Source organism: Sinorhizobium sp. GQ132, assembly GCF_059758575.1.
Genome location: NZ_JCAXDX010000003.1, coordinates 233,935 through 253,002, shown reverse-complemented (window position 1 = coordinate 253,002; position 19,068 = coordinate 233,935). Strand labels below are relative to the sequence as shown.

Annotated in this window: 17 protein-coding genes; 13 read left to right on the top strand and 4 right to left on the bottom strand. The window is 65.0% G+C overall.

The window, feature by feature from the left end:
• Positions 1–41: 41 nt before the first annotated feature.
• Positions 42–1,271, top strand: a complete 1,230-nt coding sequence (locus AC6CIG_RS09480; protein WP_437408345.1) for a serine hydrolase — start codon at positions 42–44, stop codon at positions 1,269–1,271.
• 85 nt (positions 1,272–1,356) lie between these two features.
• On the opposite strand, the gene tldD is transcribed toward AC6CIG_RS09480, so the two are convergent.
• The gene (gene tldD / locus AC6CIG_RS09475; protein WP_437408344.1) at positions 1,357–2,772 is read right to left on the bottom strand and encodes a metalloprotease TldD; all 1,416 of its coding nucleotides are present in this window, start codon (positions 2,770–2,772) and stop codon (positions 1,357–1,359) included.
• 102 nt (positions 2,773–2,874) lie between these two features.
• Complete coding sequence (locus AC6CIG_RS09470) at positions 2,875–4,074, bottom strand: winged helix-turn-helix domain-containing protein (RefSeq protein ID WP_018094434.1); 1,200 nt, start codon at positions 4,072–4,074, stop codon at positions 2,875–2,877.
• Between the two features lie 132 nt (positions 4,075–4,206).
• Here AC6CIG_RS09470 and AC6CIG_RS09465 point away from each other — a divergent pair, with 132 nt between their 5' ends.
• Genes AC6CIG_RS09465 through AC6CIG_RS09445 form a run of 5 tightly spaced genes read left to right on the top strand, consistent with a single transcriptional unit; the run spans position 4,207 to position 8,759 of the window.
• Positions 4,207–4,887, top strand: a complete 681-nt coding sequence (locus tag AC6CIG_RS09465) for an energy-coupling factor ABC transporter ATP-binding protein (protein ID WP_018094433.1) — start codon at positions 4,207–4,209, stop codon at positions 4,885–4,887.
• Positions 4,881–5,486 (top strand): CbiQ family ECF transporter T component, encoded by a 606-nt coding sequence (locus tag AC6CIG_RS09460; protein WP_437408343.1) that lies wholly within the window; start codon positions 4,881–4,883, stop codon positions 5,484–5,486. Before AC6CIG_RS09465 ends, AC6CIG_RS09460 begins: the two co-directional genes overlap by 7 nt.
• Positions 5,487–5,517: 31 nt before the next feature.
• The gene (locus AC6CIG_RS09455; RefSeq protein WP_275596639.1) at positions 5,518–6,081 is read left to right on the top strand and encodes a biotin transporter BioY; all 564 of its coding nucleotides are present in this window, start codon (positions 5,518–5,520) and stop codon (positions 6,079–6,081) included.
• 4 nt (positions 6,082–6,085) lie between these two features.
• The gene (locus AC6CIG_RS09450; protein ID WP_437408342.1) at positions 6,086–7,582 is read left to right on the top strand and encodes a class I adenylate-forming enzyme family protein; all 1,497 of its coding nucleotides are present in this window, start codon (positions 6,086–6,088) and stop codon (positions 7,580–7,582) included.
• Positions 7,566–8,759: a thiolase family protein gene (locus AC6CIG_RS09445; protein ID WP_437408341.1), complete on the top strand. Its 1,194-nt coding sequence runs from the start codon at positions 7,566–7,568 to the stop codon at positions 8,757–8,759. The genes AC6CIG_RS09450 and AC6CIG_RS09445 overlap by 17 nt, the downstream gene beginning before the upstream one ends.
• Here AC6CIG_RS09445 and AC6CIG_RS09440 read toward each other — a convergent pair.
• The gene (locus AC6CIG_RS09440; RefSeq protein WP_018094428.1) at positions 8,747–9,148 is read right to left on the bottom strand and encodes an acyl-CoA thioesterase; all 402 of its coding nucleotides are present in this window, start codon (positions 9,146–9,148) and stop codon (positions 8,747–8,749) included. The two genes, AC6CIG_RS09445 and AC6CIG_RS09440, sit on opposite strands and share 13 nt — an antisense overlap.
• 13 nt (positions 9,149–9,161) lie before the next feature.
• On the opposite strand from AC6CIG_RS09440, the gene AC6CIG_RS09435 reads away from it, so the two are divergent.
• The 7 genes from AC6CIG_RS09435 to AC6CIG_RS09405 all read left to right on the top strand — a co-directional run bounded on the left by AC6CIG_RS09435 (position 9,162) and on the right by AC6CIG_RS09405 (position 16,690).
• A complete protein-coding gene (locus AC6CIG_RS09435) occupies positions 9,162–10,130 on the top strand; it encodes a zinc-dependent alcohol dehydrogenase family protein (RefSeq protein WP_437408340.1) in 969 nt (322 codons plus the stop codon).
• Between the two features lie 62 nt (positions 10,131–10,192).
• On the top strand, positions 10,193–11,122 hold the full coding sequence (locus tag AC6CIG_RS09430) for a histone deacetylase family protein (protein WP_018094426.1): 930 nt from the start codon (positions 10,193–10,195) through the stop codon (positions 11,120–11,122).
• Between the two features lie 3 nt (positions 11,123–11,125).
• A complete protein-coding gene (locus tag AC6CIG_RS09425; protein WP_275596642.1) occupies positions 11,126–11,377 on the top strand; it encodes an exodeoxyribonuclease VII small subunit in 252 nt (83 codons plus the stop codon).
• A 199-nt stretch (positions 11,378–11,576) separates the two neighbouring features.
• The gene (locus AC6CIG_RS09420) at positions 11,577–12,500 is read left to right on the top strand and encodes a pirin family protein (RefSeq protein ID WP_100669193.1); all 924 of its coding nucleotides are present in this window, start codon (positions 11,577–11,579) and stop codon (positions 12,498–12,500) included.
• Positions 12,501–12,720: 220 nt separating this feature from the next.
• Complete coding sequence (dxs, locus tag AC6CIG_RS09415; protein WP_198516604.1) at positions 12,721–14,634, top strand: 1-deoxy-D-xylulose-5-phosphate synthase; 1,914 nt, start codon at positions 12,721–12,723, stop codon at positions 14,632–14,634.
• A 56-nt stretch (positions 14,635–14,690) separates the two neighbouring features.
• Positions 14,691–15,446 (top strand): TlyA family RNA methyltransferase, encoded by a 756-nt coding sequence (locus tag AC6CIG_RS09410; RefSeq protein ID WP_100669195.1) that lies wholly within the window; start codon positions 14,691–14,693, stop codon positions 15,444–15,446.
• Positions 15,443–16,690: a class I SAM-dependent RNA methyltransferase gene (locus AC6CIG_RS09405; protein ID WP_437408337.1), complete on the top strand. Its 1,248-nt coding sequence runs from the start codon at positions 15,443–15,445 to the stop codon at positions 16,688–16,690. Before AC6CIG_RS09410 ends, AC6CIG_RS09405 begins: the two co-directional genes overlap by 4 nt.
• 81 nt (positions 16,691–16,771) lie before the next feature.
• Here AC6CIG_RS09405 and mcpU read toward each other — a convergent pair whose 3' ends face one another.
• Positions 16,772–18,868, bottom strand: coding sequence for a methyl-accepting chemotaxis protein McpU (gene mcpU, locus AC6CIG_RS09400; protein ID WP_437408336.1), 2,097 nt, complete (start codon positions 18,866–18,868; stop codon positions 16,772–16,774).
• Positions 18,869–19,068: the final 200 nt, after the last annotated feature.

The window sequence follows — 19,068 nt, the reverse complement described above, 5'->3', positions numbered from 1 at the left end:
CGCGTCGATATCGGCCGCACATCTCTATGAGGGGGAGTTCGATGACGAGCTTTCGATTGGCTCTGGCGACGATCGCCGTGCTTTTCTTCGGTGCCGTTCAGGCAATGGCAGGCAACGCCTCTCTTGTCGTCGACGCTCGGACGGGCCGGGTTCTCTCTGCCGAAAACCCCGACACGCTCCACCATCCCGCGTCTCTCACCAAGATGATGACGCTCTACATGACCTTCGAAGCGCTTCACCGCGGCCAGATCGCCTGGAAAACGCCTGTGCCCATGTCCGCGACCGCTGCACGCAAGCCGCCGACGAAGCTCGGCGTCAAGGCCGGAGGAACGATCACCGTCGAAGAGGCTGTCTACGGCATGATCATTCGTTCGGCCAACGACGCGGCGGCTGCGATGGCCGAACGGCTTGGCGGTTCCGAGGAAGGCTTTGCGAGAATGATGAACGCAAAGGCACGCCAGCTCGGCATGAACCGCACATTCTTCGTCAACGCTTCGGGTCTGCCGGCAAGCGAACAGGTGACCACGGCTCGCGATATGGCGCGGCTCGCCGTTGCCCTCATGCGACACTATCCGCGCGAGTACCGCCTGTTCTCGGTCCAGAGTTTCGCCTTCCGCGGCCGTGTGATCCGAGGCCACAACAATCTGATGTATCGATACCAGGGGATGGACGGCATCAAGACCGGCTACACGAGGGCCTCCGGCTACAATCTCGTAAGCGCGGTGAGCGACGGCAACCGCCGCCTCATCGGCGTGGTGCTCGGCGGGCGAAGCGCGCGAAGCCGTGATGAGAAGATGGCGGCGCTCCTCGATCAGCACCTGGGCAGGGTCTCCTCGCCCCGCCGCCCGATGATCGCGGCGGCAAGCGCACCCCGCCTGGCCGACGTGGCGAGCTTACCTGGCGTTTCCTTGTCCTATGTGGGTACCCAGCCCCCGGTCGAAGCTGTCGCCGCATCGCCGACGGAAGCTATCGTCCCGGCGGACCGGCCAACCGCAGTGGCGGCCGCGGACACGAAACCACCGGCGAGCGGCTGGCGAATTCAGATTTCCTCCGCACCGACGGCGGAAGGCGCGCGCAAGATGCTCGTCGAGGCACAATCGGCTGGCGGCGCGGCCCTTCTCGGCGCCGCCCCCCACACCGAGGCCGCAGGCTCGGGCGGAGCCTATCGCGTAGGTTTCGTAGGCTTCGCCAGTCGCGAAGCGGCGACGACCGCCTGCAGCATCCTGAAAAAGAGGTCCTATGACTGCGTCTTGCTTCCTGATGGGGGGTGAGTCCGCAACAGCTGAAAGAACGCTTCCCGCGCCGCAGACGCGGCTGCCCTCATCTCCGTAGGCAAGCACAGATGAGGGCACGTTGTCAGGCCTGCGTGCCGCCGACGGTGATCTGATCCATGCGCAGGTGTGGCTGGCCCACGCCGACCGGCACCCATTGGCCGGCCTTGCCGCAATTGCCGATGCCGGTGTCGAGCTTCGTATCGTTTCCGACCATCGTCACCCGCTTCATCGCATCCGGACCGTTGCCGATCAGCATCGCACCCTTGACGGGCGCTCCGACCTTGCCGTTCTCGATCAGATAGGCCTCGGTGCAGCCGAAGACGAATTTGCCTGAGGTAATATCGACCTGGCCGCCGCCGAAGGAGACGGCATAGATGCCCCTCTTCACCGACGAGATGATTTCATCGGGCGTGCGGTCACCGGCAAGCATGTAGGTGTTGGTCATGCGCGGCATGGGCACGTGGGCGTAGCCCTGGCGGCGGCCGTTTCCGGTCGGCTCCATGCCCATCAGACGAGCGTTCTGCCGGTCCTGCATATACCCGACGAGCTTGCCGTCCTCGATCAGGACATTGTAGCCGGACGGCGTTCCCTCGTCGTCGATCGAGATGGAGCCCCGCCGCGCTTCCATCGTGCCGTCGTCGACGACCGTCACGCCCTTCGCAGCGACCTGCTCGCCGAGCAGCCCGGCGAAAGCGGAGGTCTTCTTGCGGTTGAAGTCGCCCTCCAGGCCGTGGCCGACGGCTTCGTGCAGCATGACGCCCGGCCAGCCGGAGGCAAGCACGACATCCATGGTGCCGGCCGGCGCATCGATCGCCTCGAGGTTCACGAGCGCTTGCCGCAAAGCCTCGTCCGTCCCGCTTTTCCAGTTTTCCTCGGTTATGAAATCGCCGAAGCCGCGCCGTCCGCCGATACCGAAGGAGCCGCTTTCCTGGCGGTCGCCCTCGCCGACCACGACGGAGATGTTGATCCGCGTCATCGGCCGGACATCGTGGACGCGGTGCCCGTCGGCCCTCAGAATATCCACGACCTGCCAGCTCGCCGCGAGCGTCGCGGTCACCTGGCGGACCTTCGGCTCCTTGGCGCGCACATAGGCGTCGATCTCCTGAAGCAGCTTGACCTTCGTCTCGAAACTCGGCTCGCCGATCGGGTTCTCGTCGCCGTAGAGCTTTTTGTTGGTGCGCTGCGGGGCTGCCGCGTAGGAGCCGGAATAGCCTCGGGTCACCTGCTCCACGGCGTCCGCCGCCCTCTTCAGGGCCGCAAGCGACAGTTCGCCGGCATGGGCGTAGCCGACGGCTTCGCCGGCGACGGCCCGCAGGCCGAAGCCCTGGTCGGTGTTGAAGCTGCCGCCCTTCAGGCGGCCATTGTCGAAGGAAAGCACCTCCGCCTGCGCATGCTCAAGGAAGAGTTCGCCGTCATCGGCGCCGGCAAGCGTCTCGGAGAGAACCTTGCGGACCGTCGCCTCGTCCGCATCGAAGAGGCTCATCAGGTTGGTGTCCATGGTTCTGCTCCCTGCCGTGAAGGATTGGGTCGTGAAACTTACTGGCTCCATTTAGGGAGCGCCGGCCCGCAAGCCAAGAAAAAACAAAGCACGAAAAATCGGTCAGGAAAGGGCAGCGTTCCAGCCATCGAGCAATTTGACCTGCTCGACGCCGGCAAAGCGGGCGATGCGGTCGAGTTCGGCCATAAGCTTTTCCATCCGGCCCGAAGAGGGTTTGACGCCGCGCTCCAGCCAGAGGCGCCGAACGTCGAGGCTTCCGCGTTTGCGATCGGCTTTCATGTCGATGCGGCCGATCAGCCGGTCGCCTTCGAGCAGGGGGAAGACATAATAGCCATATTCCCGCTTCGGCTCCGGTACGAAAACCTCGATACGATAGAAGAAATCGAAAAGCCGTTCGGCCCGGCTCCGGTCGCGCAGCAGCGGGTCGAAGGGGCTCAGCACCCGGACGCGGGCGGGCGGGTCGGGAATGTCGCCGAGCCCGCCGGGAAAGCCGGCGAAGGCAAAGGACGGGCGCGGCTTGCCGCCATTGGCAGATTCGATGACGATCTCGCACAGTTCGTCGCGATGGGCAGCGACCCATTCCTTCGCCTCGTCCGGCGATACGAGATCCCAGAAGGCGGCGATCTCGCCGTGGGTGGCGAAGCCCAGGCGCTCGAGCGCGCTGCGGCAGGCCCAGTCGATGAACTCCTCATGCGCGACCTCGCCGTCGTAGTGGCGAGCCGGAATGACGCGTTCCGTCAAATCATAGACCTTCTGGAAATTTTCGCGCCGGGCGATCGCGAGCTTGCCCTGGCGCCAGAGCACCTCGAGAGCCGTTTTCGACGGGTGCCAGTTCCACCAGCCGCCGGATTCGTGGCCGTCCTCCTTAAGGTGGCGCGCCATGACGGCGCCATTGTTCGCTATCCTCGCATAGGTCTCCTCGCAGCCCGCGTCGAAGTCTTCTCCGCGCCATTTGCGCCAGCGCTCGCGGAGCGTTTCGCTCTCCCATTTGAAGCGATGCTTCCAGTAGACGAAGAAGGTGCTCGGTATGATCGATGCGTCGTGGGTCCAATGTTCGAAGAGCTCGCCGTCCTTTTCGAGAAGCTCGGCCAGATGCTCGCGGCGATAGGTCTGATTGCGGGAAAAGAGAATCTGATGATGGGCCCGCTCGACGGTCGCTATGCTGTCGACCTGCACGAAACCCATGTCGTGAATCAATTGCAGCAAGCCGTCCTTGCCGAGCGCGCGATGCGGCGCGGCCGAGAGCCCCTGCTTGGCGAGAAAGATGCGCCGGGCATCGCGATTGGAAAGGCGAATCGTCATGAGCAAAGAGTAGGCTTTTATTCCCAAGTTTCAAACGTGAGTCGGCAACAGATGTGTTGTCCACACTACATTGCCCTTTACGATCGACTTGTCCTATAGAGCGATCACGCAAAACATCGCGAGGACCGACGCTTGGAAATCCGCTTTACCGATTGCTCGGTCAGCTTCGGCGAACGGGTCGCGCTTCAACCTCTGAGCCTTGCCCTCGATGAGCGGCGGGTCGGCGTCATCGGTCTCAACGGCTCCGGAAAGACCACATTCGCACGGCTGATCAACGGGCTCGTCAAGCCGACGACCGGACGGGTCAAGGTCAACGGCCTCGACACGGTCGAGGACGACAAGGCAGTGCTCGCCGAAGCCGGCTTCATCTTTCAAAATCCGCAGCACCAGCTGATCATGCCGATCGTCACCGACGATATCGCCTTCGGGCTCAAGAACCGGGGGCTGCCTGCGCATGAGATCGCGTCGCGAACCGAGGCAGTCCTTGTACGCTTCGGCGTCAGCCACCTCGCACGGAGGCGGGTGCACGAGCTTTCCGGAGGCGAGACGCAACTCGTCGCCATGGCGAGCGTCATCGTCACCGGGCCGAAAATTCTGATCCTCGACGAGCCGACCAATCAGCTCGACCTCAGAAATCGCCGGATGGTCGCCGAGACGATCGACACGCTCGACGAAGACACGATCGTCATCACCCATGATCTGGCGCTGGCCGAGAGCGCCGAACGGGTCCTGCTCTTTCACGAGGGCCGCCTTGTTGCCGACGGTGGGCCGGCCGAAACCATCCGGCGCTATCATGAGGTCGCCGGATGCTGACGAGCCTCTATGTCGAGGGAGGTAGCTGGTTTCACCGCGTGCCGGTGCGCGCCAAGCTTGTCGCGCTCGCCGTCTTGAGTATCGCGCTCTTCGCGACGGACTCACCTTTCCTGCTGCTGCCTGCCTTTCTCCTCGGCGCTTGGCTTTACCTCTCGCTCGGGCTGAAACCGCGCGAAGCGCTGTCGCGCGTCGGTTTCGTTTTCTTCACCATTCTGATCCTTGCCGCGGTCAATCTGTTCCTCGTTCCCGTGCCGCAGGTCGCGGCGCTCGTCTTGCGGCTGATGGCGCTCGTCCTCTTTGCAGCCGCGGTCACGGCGACCACGACGATCGGCGCTTTCATGGACGAGGTAACGATCCTCCTGAAGCCGCTGGAGCGCCTCGGTCTCTTGAGGGCGGCAGATGTCGGTCTGGCGCTTGGCCTCGTGCTGCGGTTCGTGCCCGACATCTTCGCCCGGTATCAGGCACTCGCCGAAGCGCATCGGGCACGCGGACTGCCGGTCCGGCCGTTGACCATCATCGGCCCGCTGATCATCCTGACGCTGAAAGATGCGGACACGATCGCGGCCGCCATTGACGCGAGGGGATTTCGCCGTCAATAAATTCGCGTTTTCTAATAAAAGGTAGGGCTATATGAACACCAGAGATCTCGTCCTCGTTGCGCTTTTCACTGCCATCATCGTCGTGCTCGGCCTCGTACCGCCGATCACGCTCGGCTTCATTCCCGTTCCGATCACGGCGCAGTCTATGGGCGTGATGCTCGCCGGCTGCATCATCGGCGCGAAGCGCGGCGCCCTCGCCTTCCTCCTGCTCATCCTGCTCGTCACGATCGGACTGCCGGTACTTTCCGGCGGCCGCGGCGGACTCGCCGTCCTGGCCGGCCCCTCGGGCGGGTTCATCTTCGGCTGGGCAGTTGCGGCCTTCGTTACCGGCCTGATCGCCGAGCGCTTCGTCCAGTCCACGAATTCGGAAGCGCGCCAATTTGTCGGCTTCTTCCTCGCCTCGGTCCTTGGCGGCATCGTCGTGCTCTATGGGATCGGGGTTCCGTGGCTCTCTGCCGTCACCGGCACACCTCTGATGGCCGCCGCAACCGGTTCGCTCGTCTTCATTCCGGGCGACCTGTTGAAGGCCGCTATCGCGACGCTCGCCGCCCGGGCCGTCTACGCCGGCTATCCGCTGCTGCCGGCGCGCGTCTGACGCAGTGCCGCTCTCCGAGGCAATCGCGATCCATGCGAGCGAACGCCCGTATTCCCCGGCCTTCCGCATGGAAGGCCGGGTTTTCACCTTTGGCGACCTTGCCGCGGAGGCCGGACGCATCCTCTCGGCCATCCACCGCTCGGGTGCACAGGCGACAGAAGAAAGCATACTCTCCGGGCGCGTGCGGCTGGTCGCGCTCGAAACGGGAAATCACCCGCTTTTTCCCGCCGCTTTCATTGCCGCGACCGCGGCCGGCCATTGCGCCGCCCTGATCGACCCGCATCTGCCCGAGATCGCGCGCCAACGGATGAAAGAGCGCTTGCGGCCGGAGATCGTCATCCGCGCCGAACGCGAACTCTTGCGCATCGACGTGCCGTCGGCAGGACAAAGCCGTCTGCTGCAAGGCGCCTCCGACGCGCCGCCCGCAATCCCCGCCGGCTGCGGCGGTGATCCCTTCCTCGTGGTCTTCACCTCGGGGACGACCGGCGATCCGAAGGCGATCATCCGCGACCGCCGGTCCTGGCGGGCGAGCCTTGAGACCGGGCAGAGCTTTTTCGGGCTCGGGCCGGAGACGACGACTTACGCGCCGGGACCGTTGGCGCACGGCCTGACGCTTTACGCGCTCGCGGAGACCCTGACGGCCGGAGCCGAATTCGTGGGCGCTCGGCACTTCGAGGCGGATCAGGCTTTGGCCACGATCGCGGCCACCGGAGCGAAACGGCTGGTGCTAGTGCCGACGATGCTGCGGCGGCTCTGCGAGCGCGCGGCCGGTTCGCCGTTGACATCGGTCAGACGGATTACCGTCGCCGGAGCCAAGCTCACGCCGGCGGATCGGGAAGCGGCGACACGGGCTTTTCCGGAGGCTCAGGTCACGGAATATTACGGCGCCTCGGAACTCGGCTTCATCAGCGTTTCCCGGCCGACGGACAGGCACACGCCGACCGCAGTCGGAAAGGCCTTTCCCGGCGTTCGCCTGGAGATCCGGGACGAGAAGGGCGAGCGCCTTCCCGCAGGAGAAACGGGCACGATCTTCGTCGACAGCGAGCTCATATCCGACGGTTACATCGCGGGCGGCGACGGAGCGGGATTCCGCCGGCAAGGAAAGCTCGCGACGGTCGGCGACCTCGGTTTCCTTGACGAGGGCGGCACCCTGCACCTCATCGGCCGGGCGGGCGGGATGGTGGTCTCGGGCGGGAACAACATCTATCCATCGGAGGTGGAGATCGTGATCCAGGGAGCCGGCGGCGTGAACGCGGCCCTTGTCTTCGGTCTCGATCATCCGGATCTCGGCAGCGAGCTTGCGGCGGTGATCGAGCCCGGCGCCGGATTCGATCATGCGGCACTCGAACGTCATCTTGCCGCCGCCCTGCCGCGCTACAAGCGCCCGCGCAGGATATGGCTCTGCCGGAAGATGCCGATGACCGCCTCCGGCAAGGTCGCGGCGGGAGAGCTTCGGCAATGGATCGCGGAGGAGAACAGTGCCCTTGAACGCCTCCTCTGACCCCGATCGCACCCCGGTCGTCATCGCCGCACTGCGAACGCCGGTCGGCCGCGTCAACGGCAGCCTTGCCGCGATCGAGCCTGCAAGCCTTGCCGCCTTGCTGATCGAAAGGATCATTGCGGATACCGGCATCGACCGGGCAGAGATCGACGACGTGATCGTCGGCAATGCCGCCAACAGTGCCGGCAATCTCGCACGTCTCGCCGCGCTGGAGGCAGGATTGCCCGTGGCAATTCCGGGCGTCACCGTCGACCGTCAATGCGGCTCCGGGCTGGAGGCGATCGTCCTTGCGGCTCGGCAGATCCAGGCCGGCGCGGGTCGTTTCTACCTTGCCGGAGGCACCGAGAGCGCCAGTCGCGCGCATATCCGCCTTCGGCCCCCGCTCACGCGCGGCGAAGAGCCACAGCCGGTCCAGCGCGCGCGGATGGCGCCCGATTCGATCGGCGATCCGGATATGGGCGTTGCAGCGGAGAACGTCGCCGCGGCCTGCGGCATCTCGCGTGAGCGGCAGGACCGGTTTGCGCTCGAAAGCCACCGACGCGCCGTCGCGGCCGAAGCGGCGGGCCGGTTCTCGCGCGAGATCGTGCCCGTGCCGACATCATCAGGGCCTGTCGGAAGGGATGAGTGCCCTCGCGCAAACGCATCTGCCGAGACGCTCTCGCGACTGAGGCCGGTTTTCGTTGCTGACGGCACCGTCACCGCCGGCAATGCCTGCCCGGTCAATGACGGAGCGGCGATGGTACTGATGACGAACCTCGCGGAGGCGCGCAGGCGCGGTGTCGCCTTCGGTCTCGTCTTCACCGATGCGGCGACGGCCGGCGTCGAACCGAAGCTGCTCGGCCTCGGCCCCGTCCCCGCCATGGCGAAGCTTCGCGCGCGCAATCCCGCGCTCGATGTGGCCCGCGTCGATTTCATCGAATTCAACGAGGCCTTCGCCTCGCAGGTTCTCGGGAGCCTCGACCAGCTCGATATCGCACCCGAACGCGTCAACAGCGACGGCGGCGCGATCGCGCTCGGCCACCCTTATGGCGCTTCCGGCGCCATTCTCGTCGTCCGGCTGTTCTCGCAGATGTTCGCGGCCTCCTCCCCGGCGGAAGGGCTGGCCATGATGGGCATCGGCGGCGGCATGGGGATCGCCGCCCACTTCAGCAGCTGCAGACCGGATCAGGCGGCATAGCCGGCGAGCCATTCCCGGGTTGGGGCCGGCAGCTGTACCGGTTGATGGCGGGCACGGTCGACGGCCACCCAGACAATCTCCACCTCGGCGGCAAGTTTGTCGCCGGTCTCGACGCGTACGGCAAAACCTATCGAGCTGCCGCCGATCTTCGCGACGGTCACCGTAAAGCGCGCGGGATCGTCGAAGCGCAGACCGCGATGGAAGATGCAGGCGGAGCGGCGGACGAGATAGGCCGGTTCTTCCGCAATTGCCGGCCGGTGACGCCAGAGATTGGCAAGCGCGGCCTCCGCATGCGCATAATAGGCCGCATTGTGCATATGGCCGTGCATGTCTATATCGCGGAACGGAATGCGGACTTCCGTGACATTTTCCCGCTCTGTGCCGTCCATGCGAGGCTCCCCGATGCGCTCCACACTCGTTAGACAGTTTGGCGACCCCGGACAAGTCATCGAGCTCGTGGACGCACCCCGCCCTACCGCAGGCGCGGGCGAAGTCGAGGTCGAAATATCGCTCGCGGCAATCAATCCTTCGGACCTGATCCCCGTTACGGGCGCCTACAGCGCGCGCACCGTCCTGCCTTTCGTCCCCGGCTTCGAGGGCGTCGGCATCGTCAGGCTCGTCGGGCCGGACGTGCAAGGCATCAAGGCCGGAGATCGGGTCGTCCCGATCGGCGCGAGCGGGCTTTGGCAGCAATTCCTCCTCCGCCCCGCCGAATGGTGCTTTCGCGTGCCGGACGGGATCGAAGACGCGCAGGCGGCGATGAGCTATGTCAATCCGCTAACGGCGTTGAGGCTTGTCGAAGCGCTGCGGGAGCATTTCGGATCGCTCGAGGGCATGGATGTCGGCGTGACCGCTGCGGGCTCTGCCATCGGCGGCATGCTGATGAAGCTGCTTGCGCTCGAAGGCGCGGTGCCGACGGCCATGCTTCGCAGCGAGAGGAGACGCGGCCGTCTCGGCGAGGCACACCGGATCCTGGTGGCCGAGAGCGGCGATCTCCTCATGGACAGCCAATTCGATGCGGTGCTGGATGCCGTCGGCGGCACGCTGGCGGGCGAACTGATCGGGCGGTCCATCCGCCCCGGCGGGACCTTCATCCAGTATGGAGCGCTCAGCGGCGCACCAGTGCCTCAGACGGCGATCAGCGGCCGGCCCGACATACGTTTCGCCTTTCTTTGGTTGAGAACCTGGGTGCATTCCGCCGGCCGGGAGGCACTCGAAGCCGCTTTCCTGCGCAGCTTCGCCGGGCTGCAGAGCGGCCTCTTTACCAGCCCTGTTGCCGCCACCTACCCCTTGAGCAGGCTCGCCGATGCCCTTGCGCATCAGGCCGACCTGGGTCGCGACGGCAAGATCCTGCTCGATCCGCGCTGTTGAAAATCGGCAGTTTCGCGTCGCGCGCCATGGATTTTGACAGACATGCGCACTAGGTTCGCGGGATGACCACGCATCTCTACGAAAATCCGGTCTTCCTGAAGCACGAGGTCCCGGAAGGGCACCCCGAACGGCCGGATCGGCTGAAGGCCTTGAATCTTGCGTTGGAGCATCCGAATTTCGCGGATCTGGAGCGGGTCGAGGCATCGAAGGGTGACGAAAATCTGGTGTTGCTCGCCCACACGGAAGAGCACCTGCTGCGAATCAAGCGGGACATTCCGGACGAGGACATCAACCAGCTCGAGGCCGATACCTATGCAGGCCCGCAAAGCCTCGAGGCCGCGTTGACCGGCATCGGCGGTGCTGTCGCCGCCGTCGACGCGGTCTTCGCCGGGGAAGCGGACAATGCCTTCGTCGCAGCCCGCCCGCCCGGCCACCATGCCGAGAAGAACAGGGCCATGGGCTTCTGCTTTTTCAACAATGTAGCGATCGCCGCGCGCCACGCGCAGACGGCGCATGGTGCCGAACGCGTTGCCATCGTCGACTGGGACGTCCACCACGGCAACGGCACACAGGACATTTTCTGGGACGACCCGTCGGTGCTCTTCTGCTCCACGCATCAGATACCGCTCTATCCCGGCACCGGTGCCAAGGACGAGACGGGCGTGAGGAACAATGTCGTCAATGCGCCGATTTCGCCCAATAGCGGCAGCGAGCATTTCCGCGATGCCTTCCGTTCGCGCGTGCTGCCCGCGCTTGAGAATTTCCGGCCCGATTTTCTTCTGATTTCCGCCGGCTTCGACGCCCACCACCGCGATCCATTGGCCCAGATCAATCTGGTCGGCGAAGATTTCGACTGGGCGACGGGTCGTCTCATTGACGTTGCCGGCAGGAGCGCCGGCAACCGCATCGTCAGCCTGCTCGAAGGCGGCTATGACTTGCAAGGCCTGGCCGAGTCGGCCGGCCTGCATATTCTGAGATTGATGAGAGGGTAATTCATGGACAACAATGCGCAACCGGACGTTTCCGCCCTCTCCTTCGAGCAGGCCGTCGAGGAATTGGAACGTATCGTTTCGGCGCTTGAACGCGGCGACGTCGCACTCGACAAATCGATCGAGATCTACGAGCGGGGCGAGGCCCTGAAGAAGCACTGCGAGGCCCTGTTGAAGGCGGCAGAGGACCGTATCGAAAAGATCCGCCTCGACCGCGCCGGCCGGCCGCAGGGAGTCGAGCCGCTCGACGCGGAATAGTCTTCATTCCAGGCGAGATTCGCCCCTCATCCGGCCTGCCGGCCCTCCCCGCAGGCGGGGCGAAGGGACAAGCGGCACGCATCGGTGCAAACCCGCCTGCTGGACTCCAAACAGAAACACTCCGTCTCCCGATTGCCGCTACCGAACCGGAAGCACTGACGGTAATCTTCAGTGAATGCCATCAACCGGAGCGCCTGCCATGTCCTTCTTTCCCGGTCCCGATCCGCTCGCCGGCGACAAGCCCGCCTGCGACGCAATCGAGCATCTGATCATCCCGCGTACCAGCGATATCGGCGGCCTGCAGGTCAGGCGGGCGCTGCCGACGGCAAAACGCCGGCTCGTCGGTCCGTTCATCTTCTTCGACCGGATGGGCCCGGCGCTGCTGCGTGCCGGCCAGGCGATCGACGTCCGCCCGCATCCGCATATCGGACTTTCGACCGTCACCTACCTGTTCGACGGCGAGATCAAGCACCGCGACAGCCTCGGCACCGAAATGGTCATTCGCCCGGGCGACGTGAACCTGATGACCGCCGGGCGCGGCATCGTGCATTCGGAGCGCTCGCCGGAAAACCAGCGCGGGCACGAACGCTCTCTTTCAGGACTGCAGACCTGGCTGGCGCTGCCCGACGCCATGGAGGAGATCGATCCGGTCTTCGCGCATACCGAGGAGCGTATGCTGCCGCATCTTGCCGATGGCGGGGTTCGCGCGCGCGTCGTCATCGGTCAGTTCGAAGGGGCGGCTTCGCCCGTCTCCACCTTTACCGATACGATCTATGTCGACCTCATGATCGAGCCCGGCAAGAGCGCGCCGTTCGCGGCCAACTGGGAAGAGCGCGCGCTCTACATCCTTGCCGGCGAAGCGATCATCGCCGGCGACCATTTCGACGACAATCAACTCCTCGTCTTTCGTCCCGGCGACGAAATCACCATCACCGCGGGGCCTGCGGGCTGTCACGTGATGCTCTTCGGCGGGGCAGCGCTCGGCTCGCCGCGCCATATCTGGTGGAACTTCGTTTCCTCCTCCAAGGAGCGGATCGACAAGGCAAAGGAAGAATGGCGCACGGGACGCTTCGATATCGTGCCGGGAGACGAGGAAGAGTTCATACCCTTGCCCGCAAGCTGATCTCCGTTAAGCTCGTTTTCAGGCATTGGATCGCGATGCGGCGGAAAACCGCGCAGGTTTTCCTCATCCCGCTCTTGGTTGAAGCCGCAGGAAAGCCTAATTTTGCATTCAACGGCGATTACCTCTAAGAAAGAGCCGTTCCGACGACCCAACAACAATGCGCGCGCCTAGCTCCGGCGCGCATGAGGCATGCAGCGTGACACAACTGCCAACCAATCCGATGCCGGCAACTCCCCTGCTCGATAAGGTCGAATATCCCGACGATCTGAAGAAGATCGACGACAGGGACCTGCCGCAGTTGGCGGCCGAATTGCGTGCCGAGATGGTCGATGCCGTGTCGCGCACCGGGGGGCATCTGGGCGCGGGCCTCGGCGTCGTCGAACTGACGATCGCCATCCACAAGATCTTCGACACGCCGCATGACCGCTTGATCTTCGATGTCGGACACCAGTGCTATCCGCACAAGATCCTGACCGGCCGGCGCGATCGCATCCGCACCTTGCGCCAGGAAGACGGGCTCTCGGGCTTCACCCGGCGGGCGGAAAGCGAATACGACCCCTTCGGCGCAGCGCACTCCTCCACCTCGATCTCGGCCGGTCTCGGCATGGCTGTCGCCGCCGAACTCGACGGCAAGAGCCGCAATGTGATCGCGGTGATCGGCGACGGCGCCATGTCGGCCGGGATGGCCTTCGAAGCGCTCAACAATGCCGGCGCGCTCGATGCGCGCCTCATCGTCATTCTCAACGACAACGACATGTCGATCGCACCACCGACCGGCGCGATGAGCGCCTATCTGGCGCGGCTCGCCTCCGGGCGGACCTATATGGGCATTCGCGAGGTCGGCAAGAAACTCACCGCCTATCTCGGCAAGACCGTCGACCGGGCGATCACCCGCGCGGTGGAGCATGCCCGGGGCTACGTCACCGGCGGCACGCTCTTCGAGGAGATGGGTTTCTACCATATCGGCCCGATCGACGGACACTCCTTCGACCACCTGCTTCCGGTCCTGCGCAACGTTCGCGACAATGCGAAAGGCCCGGTCCTGATCCATGTCGTCACGCAGAAGGGCAAGGGCTATCCGCCAGCCGAAGCCGCGGCCGACAAGTATCACGGCGTCAACAAATTCGACGTGATTACCGGGGCTCAGGCGAAAGCGAAGCCCAACGCCCCCGCCTATACCTCCGTCTTCGCGGACGCGCTCACGCAGGAGGCGACCCTCGACGACAAGATCGTTGCGATCACTGCCGCCATGCCGTCCGGGACGGGCCTCGACAAGTTCGCCTCGGTGCATCCCTCACGCTGCTTCGATGTCGGCATAGCCGAGCAGCATGCGGTGACTTTCGCCGCCGGCCTTGCGGCGGAGGGATACAAACCCTTTGCGGCGCTTTATTCCACCTTCCTGCAACGCGCCTATGATCAGGTTGTCCACGACGTGGCCATCCAGGGTCTGCCGGTCCGCTTTCCGATCGACCGCGCCGGCTTCGTCGGCGCCGACGGGCCGACCCATGCCGGCTCCTTCGACACGACCTATCTGGCGACACTGCCGGGCTTCGTCGTCATGGCGGCGGCCGACGAGGCGGAGCTGAAGCATATGGTGCGCACCGCCGCGGCCTACGATGAGGGTCCGATTTCGTTCCGCTATCCGCGCGGCGAAGGCGTCGGCGTCGAGTTGCCGGAGCGCGGCGAAATTCTTGCGATCGGCAAGGGCCGGATCGTCAAGCAGGGGAGCAAGGTGGCGCTGCTTTCCTTCGGCACACGGCTCGCCGATTGTCTGCTGGCGGCGGAAGACCTGGATGCAGCCGGCCTCTCGACGACCGTCGCCGACGCCCGCTTCGCCAAGCCGCTCGATCATGATCTGATCCGTCAGCTTGCCCGCCATCACGAGGTTCTGATCACCATCGAGGAAGGGGCGGTCGGCGGCTTCGCAAGCCACGTGCTGCAGTTCCTTGCGGAAGAGGGCCTCCTCGACGGCGGCCTCAAGGTGCGCCCCATGGTCATGCCCGACATTTGGATGGAGCAGGCAAAACCGGAAGCGATGTACGCCCGTGCCGGCCTCGACCGCGCCGGCATCGTATCCACCGTCTTCAAGGCGCTCGGCCAGAAGCACGGCGTCGGCCTCGGCGCCGCCGGCTGAGCCGAGCCGTCCAAGAGTTCGCTTGCATTGCGCGGCGGGACGCGCGATGACGGCCCATGTCCCAAGATACACAGATGACGATCCGCCTCGATCAATTGCTCCTGAACAGGGGCTTGGTGGCCAGCCGCGCACGCGCACGCGACGCGATCCAGCGGGGAACCGTGAAGGTCGACGGCCGCACCGTGACCAAGCCGGCCTCGACCTTCGCGCAAAGCGTTACGCTCACCATTGACGATCCGGCGCAGGATTATGTTTCGCGTGCGGCACTGAAACTCGTCGCGGCGCTCGATCACTTCGGCCTCGATCCATCGGAGCAGACCTGTCTCGACGTCGGGGCCTCGACCGGCGGCTTTACCGAGGTGCTGCTGAAGCGCGGCGCCGCGCATGTGGTCGCCGTCGATGTCGGCCACGGTCAGATACATCCGCGCGTCGCCGAAGACCCGCGCGTGACGAACATCGAAGGCCTGAATGCCCGGTCCATGACCCGCGGCGACGTCGGTGAGCGCGCCATCAATTTCATCGTCTCGGATGTCTCCTTCATCTCGCTGAAGCTGGCGCTGCCGCCGGCCCTCGGCCTGGCGGAACCGGGCGCCTGCTGCATCCTGCTCGTCAAGCCGCAGTTCGAGGCCGGCCGCGATGCGATCAGCAAGGCCGGGCTGCTGAAGGTTCCGGAGAGCGCTCCGGCGGTGGCAGCCGAACTCGAGCGGTGGCTTGTCGAAGACATGGGCTGGCGAAGCCTCGGCCTGATCCCCTCGCCCATTGCCGGCGGTGACGGCAACAGCGAATTTCTCCTGGCGGGGCGCAAGCCATGAGCACCGGGGTCGTGACCATAGATCGTCTCGGCGCCCAAGGCGACGGCGTCGCTCGGACGGAAGCCGGCCCCGTCTTTGCACCGTTCACGCTCCCCGGCGAGACCGTCTCGCTCGCGGTCAACAAGGCGAGCGGCACGCTGATATCGCTGAAGGAGGCCTCCCCGGAGCGGGTCGAGCCGCCATGCCGGCATTTCGGGCCGGACGGTGTCAACGGGACGTGCGGCGGCTGCACGCTGCAGCACGCATCCGACGCGCTCTACCACGCCTTCAAGCGCAATCTCGTCATCGACGCCTTGAGGTCGAAGGGACTGACGCCGGAGGTCGCCCCGCTGATCATCGCGCGCCCCGGCGATCGCCGCCGTGCCGTTTTCACCGCCCGGCGGACGGAAAAGGAACTGCTGCTCGGCTATAACCAGATGCAGAGCCATCATATCGTTTCGATCGGCGAATGTCCGATCACCAGCCCGGGCATCGTCTCGCGGCTGGCGACCATCCGCAAAATTGCCACGGCCATGGCGTCGAGCGCCGAACCATTCCGTATCACCGTGCTCGAAACCGATACGGGCCTCGATCTCGCCTTCGAGGGGGTGAAACTCAGCGACCCGCAGCGGCGCTCGACCGTCGATGCCGTTCTTGGCGAGCGAGGCATCGCGCGCGTCAGCTTGAATGGCGAGATCGTCGTCGAGCCGATCAAGCCCGCGATCGATTTCGGCGGTGTGACGGTTTTTCCGCCGCCCGGCGCCTTCACTCAGGCGACGCGGCCTGCCGAAGACGCGATGGCGAAGCTGGTGCTGGCTCACGTCGGCAAGGCGAAGCGCGTTGCCGATCTCTTCGCCGGCATCGGCACTTTTGCGCTGAGGATTGCACGAACGGCACGCGTTCACGCGGTCGAAGGCGACGACAGGGCCGTGAAGGCGCTGGATTTCGCCGCACGCAACACCCAGGGGCTGAAGCCGGTGACCGCCGAGAAGCGCGATCTTTTCCGCCGGCCGATGATGGCGCAGGAATTGAAAGCCTTCGACGCCGTGGTCTTCGACCCGCCCCGCGCCGGCGCCGAAACGCAATGTCACGAGCTTGCCCGATCCGGCGTGAAGAAGGTCGCCGCCGTCTCCTGTAATCCGGTGAGCCTGGCGAGGGACCTTTCGATACTGACCGCAGCCGGTTATCGCATTACGGGGGTGACGCCGATCGACCAGTTCCTCTGGTCGGCGCATGTGGAAACGGTAGCGACGCTCGAAAAATGAAAAAGGCCCGGCGACGAACCGGGCCTTGTTTGTTCAAAGCTATTCCAGACGGAAACCGCTGCACAGTCCCTGGGATTGCCGTCAGGCCGCGCGGCGGCGGCTCGCGGCCTGGTAAGAGGCCGCTTGCGTCTCGCCCAGTATGAACTGGGAGAGCAGCGCGTTGAGCGCCGCTGCCTCGGATGCGAGACCGTGACTGGCGGCCGTCTGCTGCTCGACCATCGCGGCGTTCTGCTGCGTGCCCTGGTCCATCGTGTTGACGGCCGTGTTGATCTCCTGGAGACCGGTCGACTGCTCGCGCGTCGCGGTCACGATTGCGCTTACATGCTTGTTGATCTCCTGCACCTCGGCGACGATCGCCTGCAGCGCCCGTCCGGTATCGCCGACCAGCGTCACGCCCGAATGCACCTGCTCGCCGGAGGTCGTGATCAGCGCCTTGATTTCCTTGGCCGCATTGGCCGAGCGTTGAGCGAGCTCGCGCACCTCCTGGGCGACGACCGCGAAACCCTTGCCCGCCTCGCCGGCCCGTGCCGCTTCGACGCCGGCATTCAGCGCCAGGAGATTGGTCTGGAAAGCGATGTCGTCGATGACGCCGATAATGTTCGAGATTTCTCCTGATGATTTCTCGATGGCATGCATGGCCTCGACCGCATTCTGCACCACTTCCCCGGATTTTTCCGCACCGGCACGAGTACGGGCGACCAGCGCACCGACTTCCTCGGCCCGGTGGGCGGAATCGCGGACGGTCGTGGTGATCTCCTCGAGCGCAGCGGCCGTTTCTTCGACGGATGCCGCCTGCTGTTCGGTTCGGCGTGCGAGGTCGTCGGCCGCCGAACGGATTTCGCTCGCACCCGCGTCGATAGCGCGGGCATTCGCGCCGACTGCACAAAGCGCGTCGTGCAGCTTGGCGACCGAGTTGTTGAAGTCTTCCCGGAGGCGATCCAGGCGATCGGCAAAGGGACTGCCGATCCGATAGGCGAGATCGCCGTCGGCCAGCCGTCCGAGACCCGTTGCCAGCGCATCGACCGCATGCTGAACCTCGGCTGCATCGCGGGTCTTCTGCGCCTCGCGTTCGAGGCGCTCGCGCTCCGAAAGCGACCGGTTGGATTCGGCCTCGTCTTCCAGGCGCTTCCGTTCGACCGCATTGGCGCGGAAAACGGCGACGGCCGCCGCCATCGACCCGATCTGGTCGCGCCGCTCCTCACCCGGAATCATAACGTCGAGACTGCCGGCTGCAAGCTTCTCCATGGCGCCGGTCATGTCGGTTACCGGACGAATGACGAGGCGGCTCAGAAGCGTCGCGAGGAAGGCGATCATGGCGCCGACCGCCAGGATCGTGGCGATCATCGCGGCGACGCGGAACTGGCTGATCGCCGAATAGGCGACATCCGCATCGAGCGCGAAGCCGACATACCATTCGACCGACGGGAGCCCCTTCACCGGCACGAAGCTCACGAGCATCGGCTTGCCGTCGAGCTCGGTGTGCATGATCCCGGTGCCGATCGCCGGCGTATCCGCCGGGAAGGCGTCGGCGAGCGTCTTCGTCACGAGCTTGGCATTCGGATGAACCAGTATCTGGCCATCCTTGTTGGCAAGGAACGCAAAGCCTTCGCCGCCGACATCGATGCCGTTGACCATGGAAACGAGGGCCTTTAGCGAGAAATCGCTGCCGGTCACACCGTAAAGCTTGCCTTCGTGCTTCACCGGCACAGCGGCGCTGATGATCAGGTCGCCGCTCGACGCGTCGACATAGGGTTCGGTAAGGACGCGTGCATCGGCTTTCACCGCCTGCTGATACCAGGGGCGCTGGCGCGGATCGTAGCCGTCGGGCATTTTCGAATCCGGCCAGATCATGAACCGGCCGCTCTCGTCGCCGACATAGGTGGAGATGAATTCGCCGGTCAGCACGTCGTTCTTCAGGACGCCCTGAATGGCCGCTTCGTCAGCCACCCGACCGGCAGCGTCCGCCGCCATCGCGGTCAGCGTCACACGGCCGTTCAGCCAGTTGGCGACGCTCTGCGCCGCCTGATTTCCGGAGGAAGCGATATCCTCCTCCACTGCTTTCGTGGTCGTGGCGCGCTGGAGACTGTCGATATAGACGGAAAAGCCTGCAAAGGCGCCGACGACGACGCAGGACGCGGCAACGAGAATGCGCGTCATGAGATTCGATCGTTTGGACAAGGTGGGGGCTCCCTGAAAGAGGCGGCAACGCCGCCGGGATGAGCTCGCGATGATCTTCCCGGGCGCGACGGATCGGCCGCTGAGCGACTTGAAGGACGGCGGGAAAACGATGGGACATGCCGCAAAGGCGGAGCCGGCAATGCTTCATGCGGCCGGGGGTCTCGCGTGTCGCACAATTCCTGCGGCGCCGAGAGAGACCT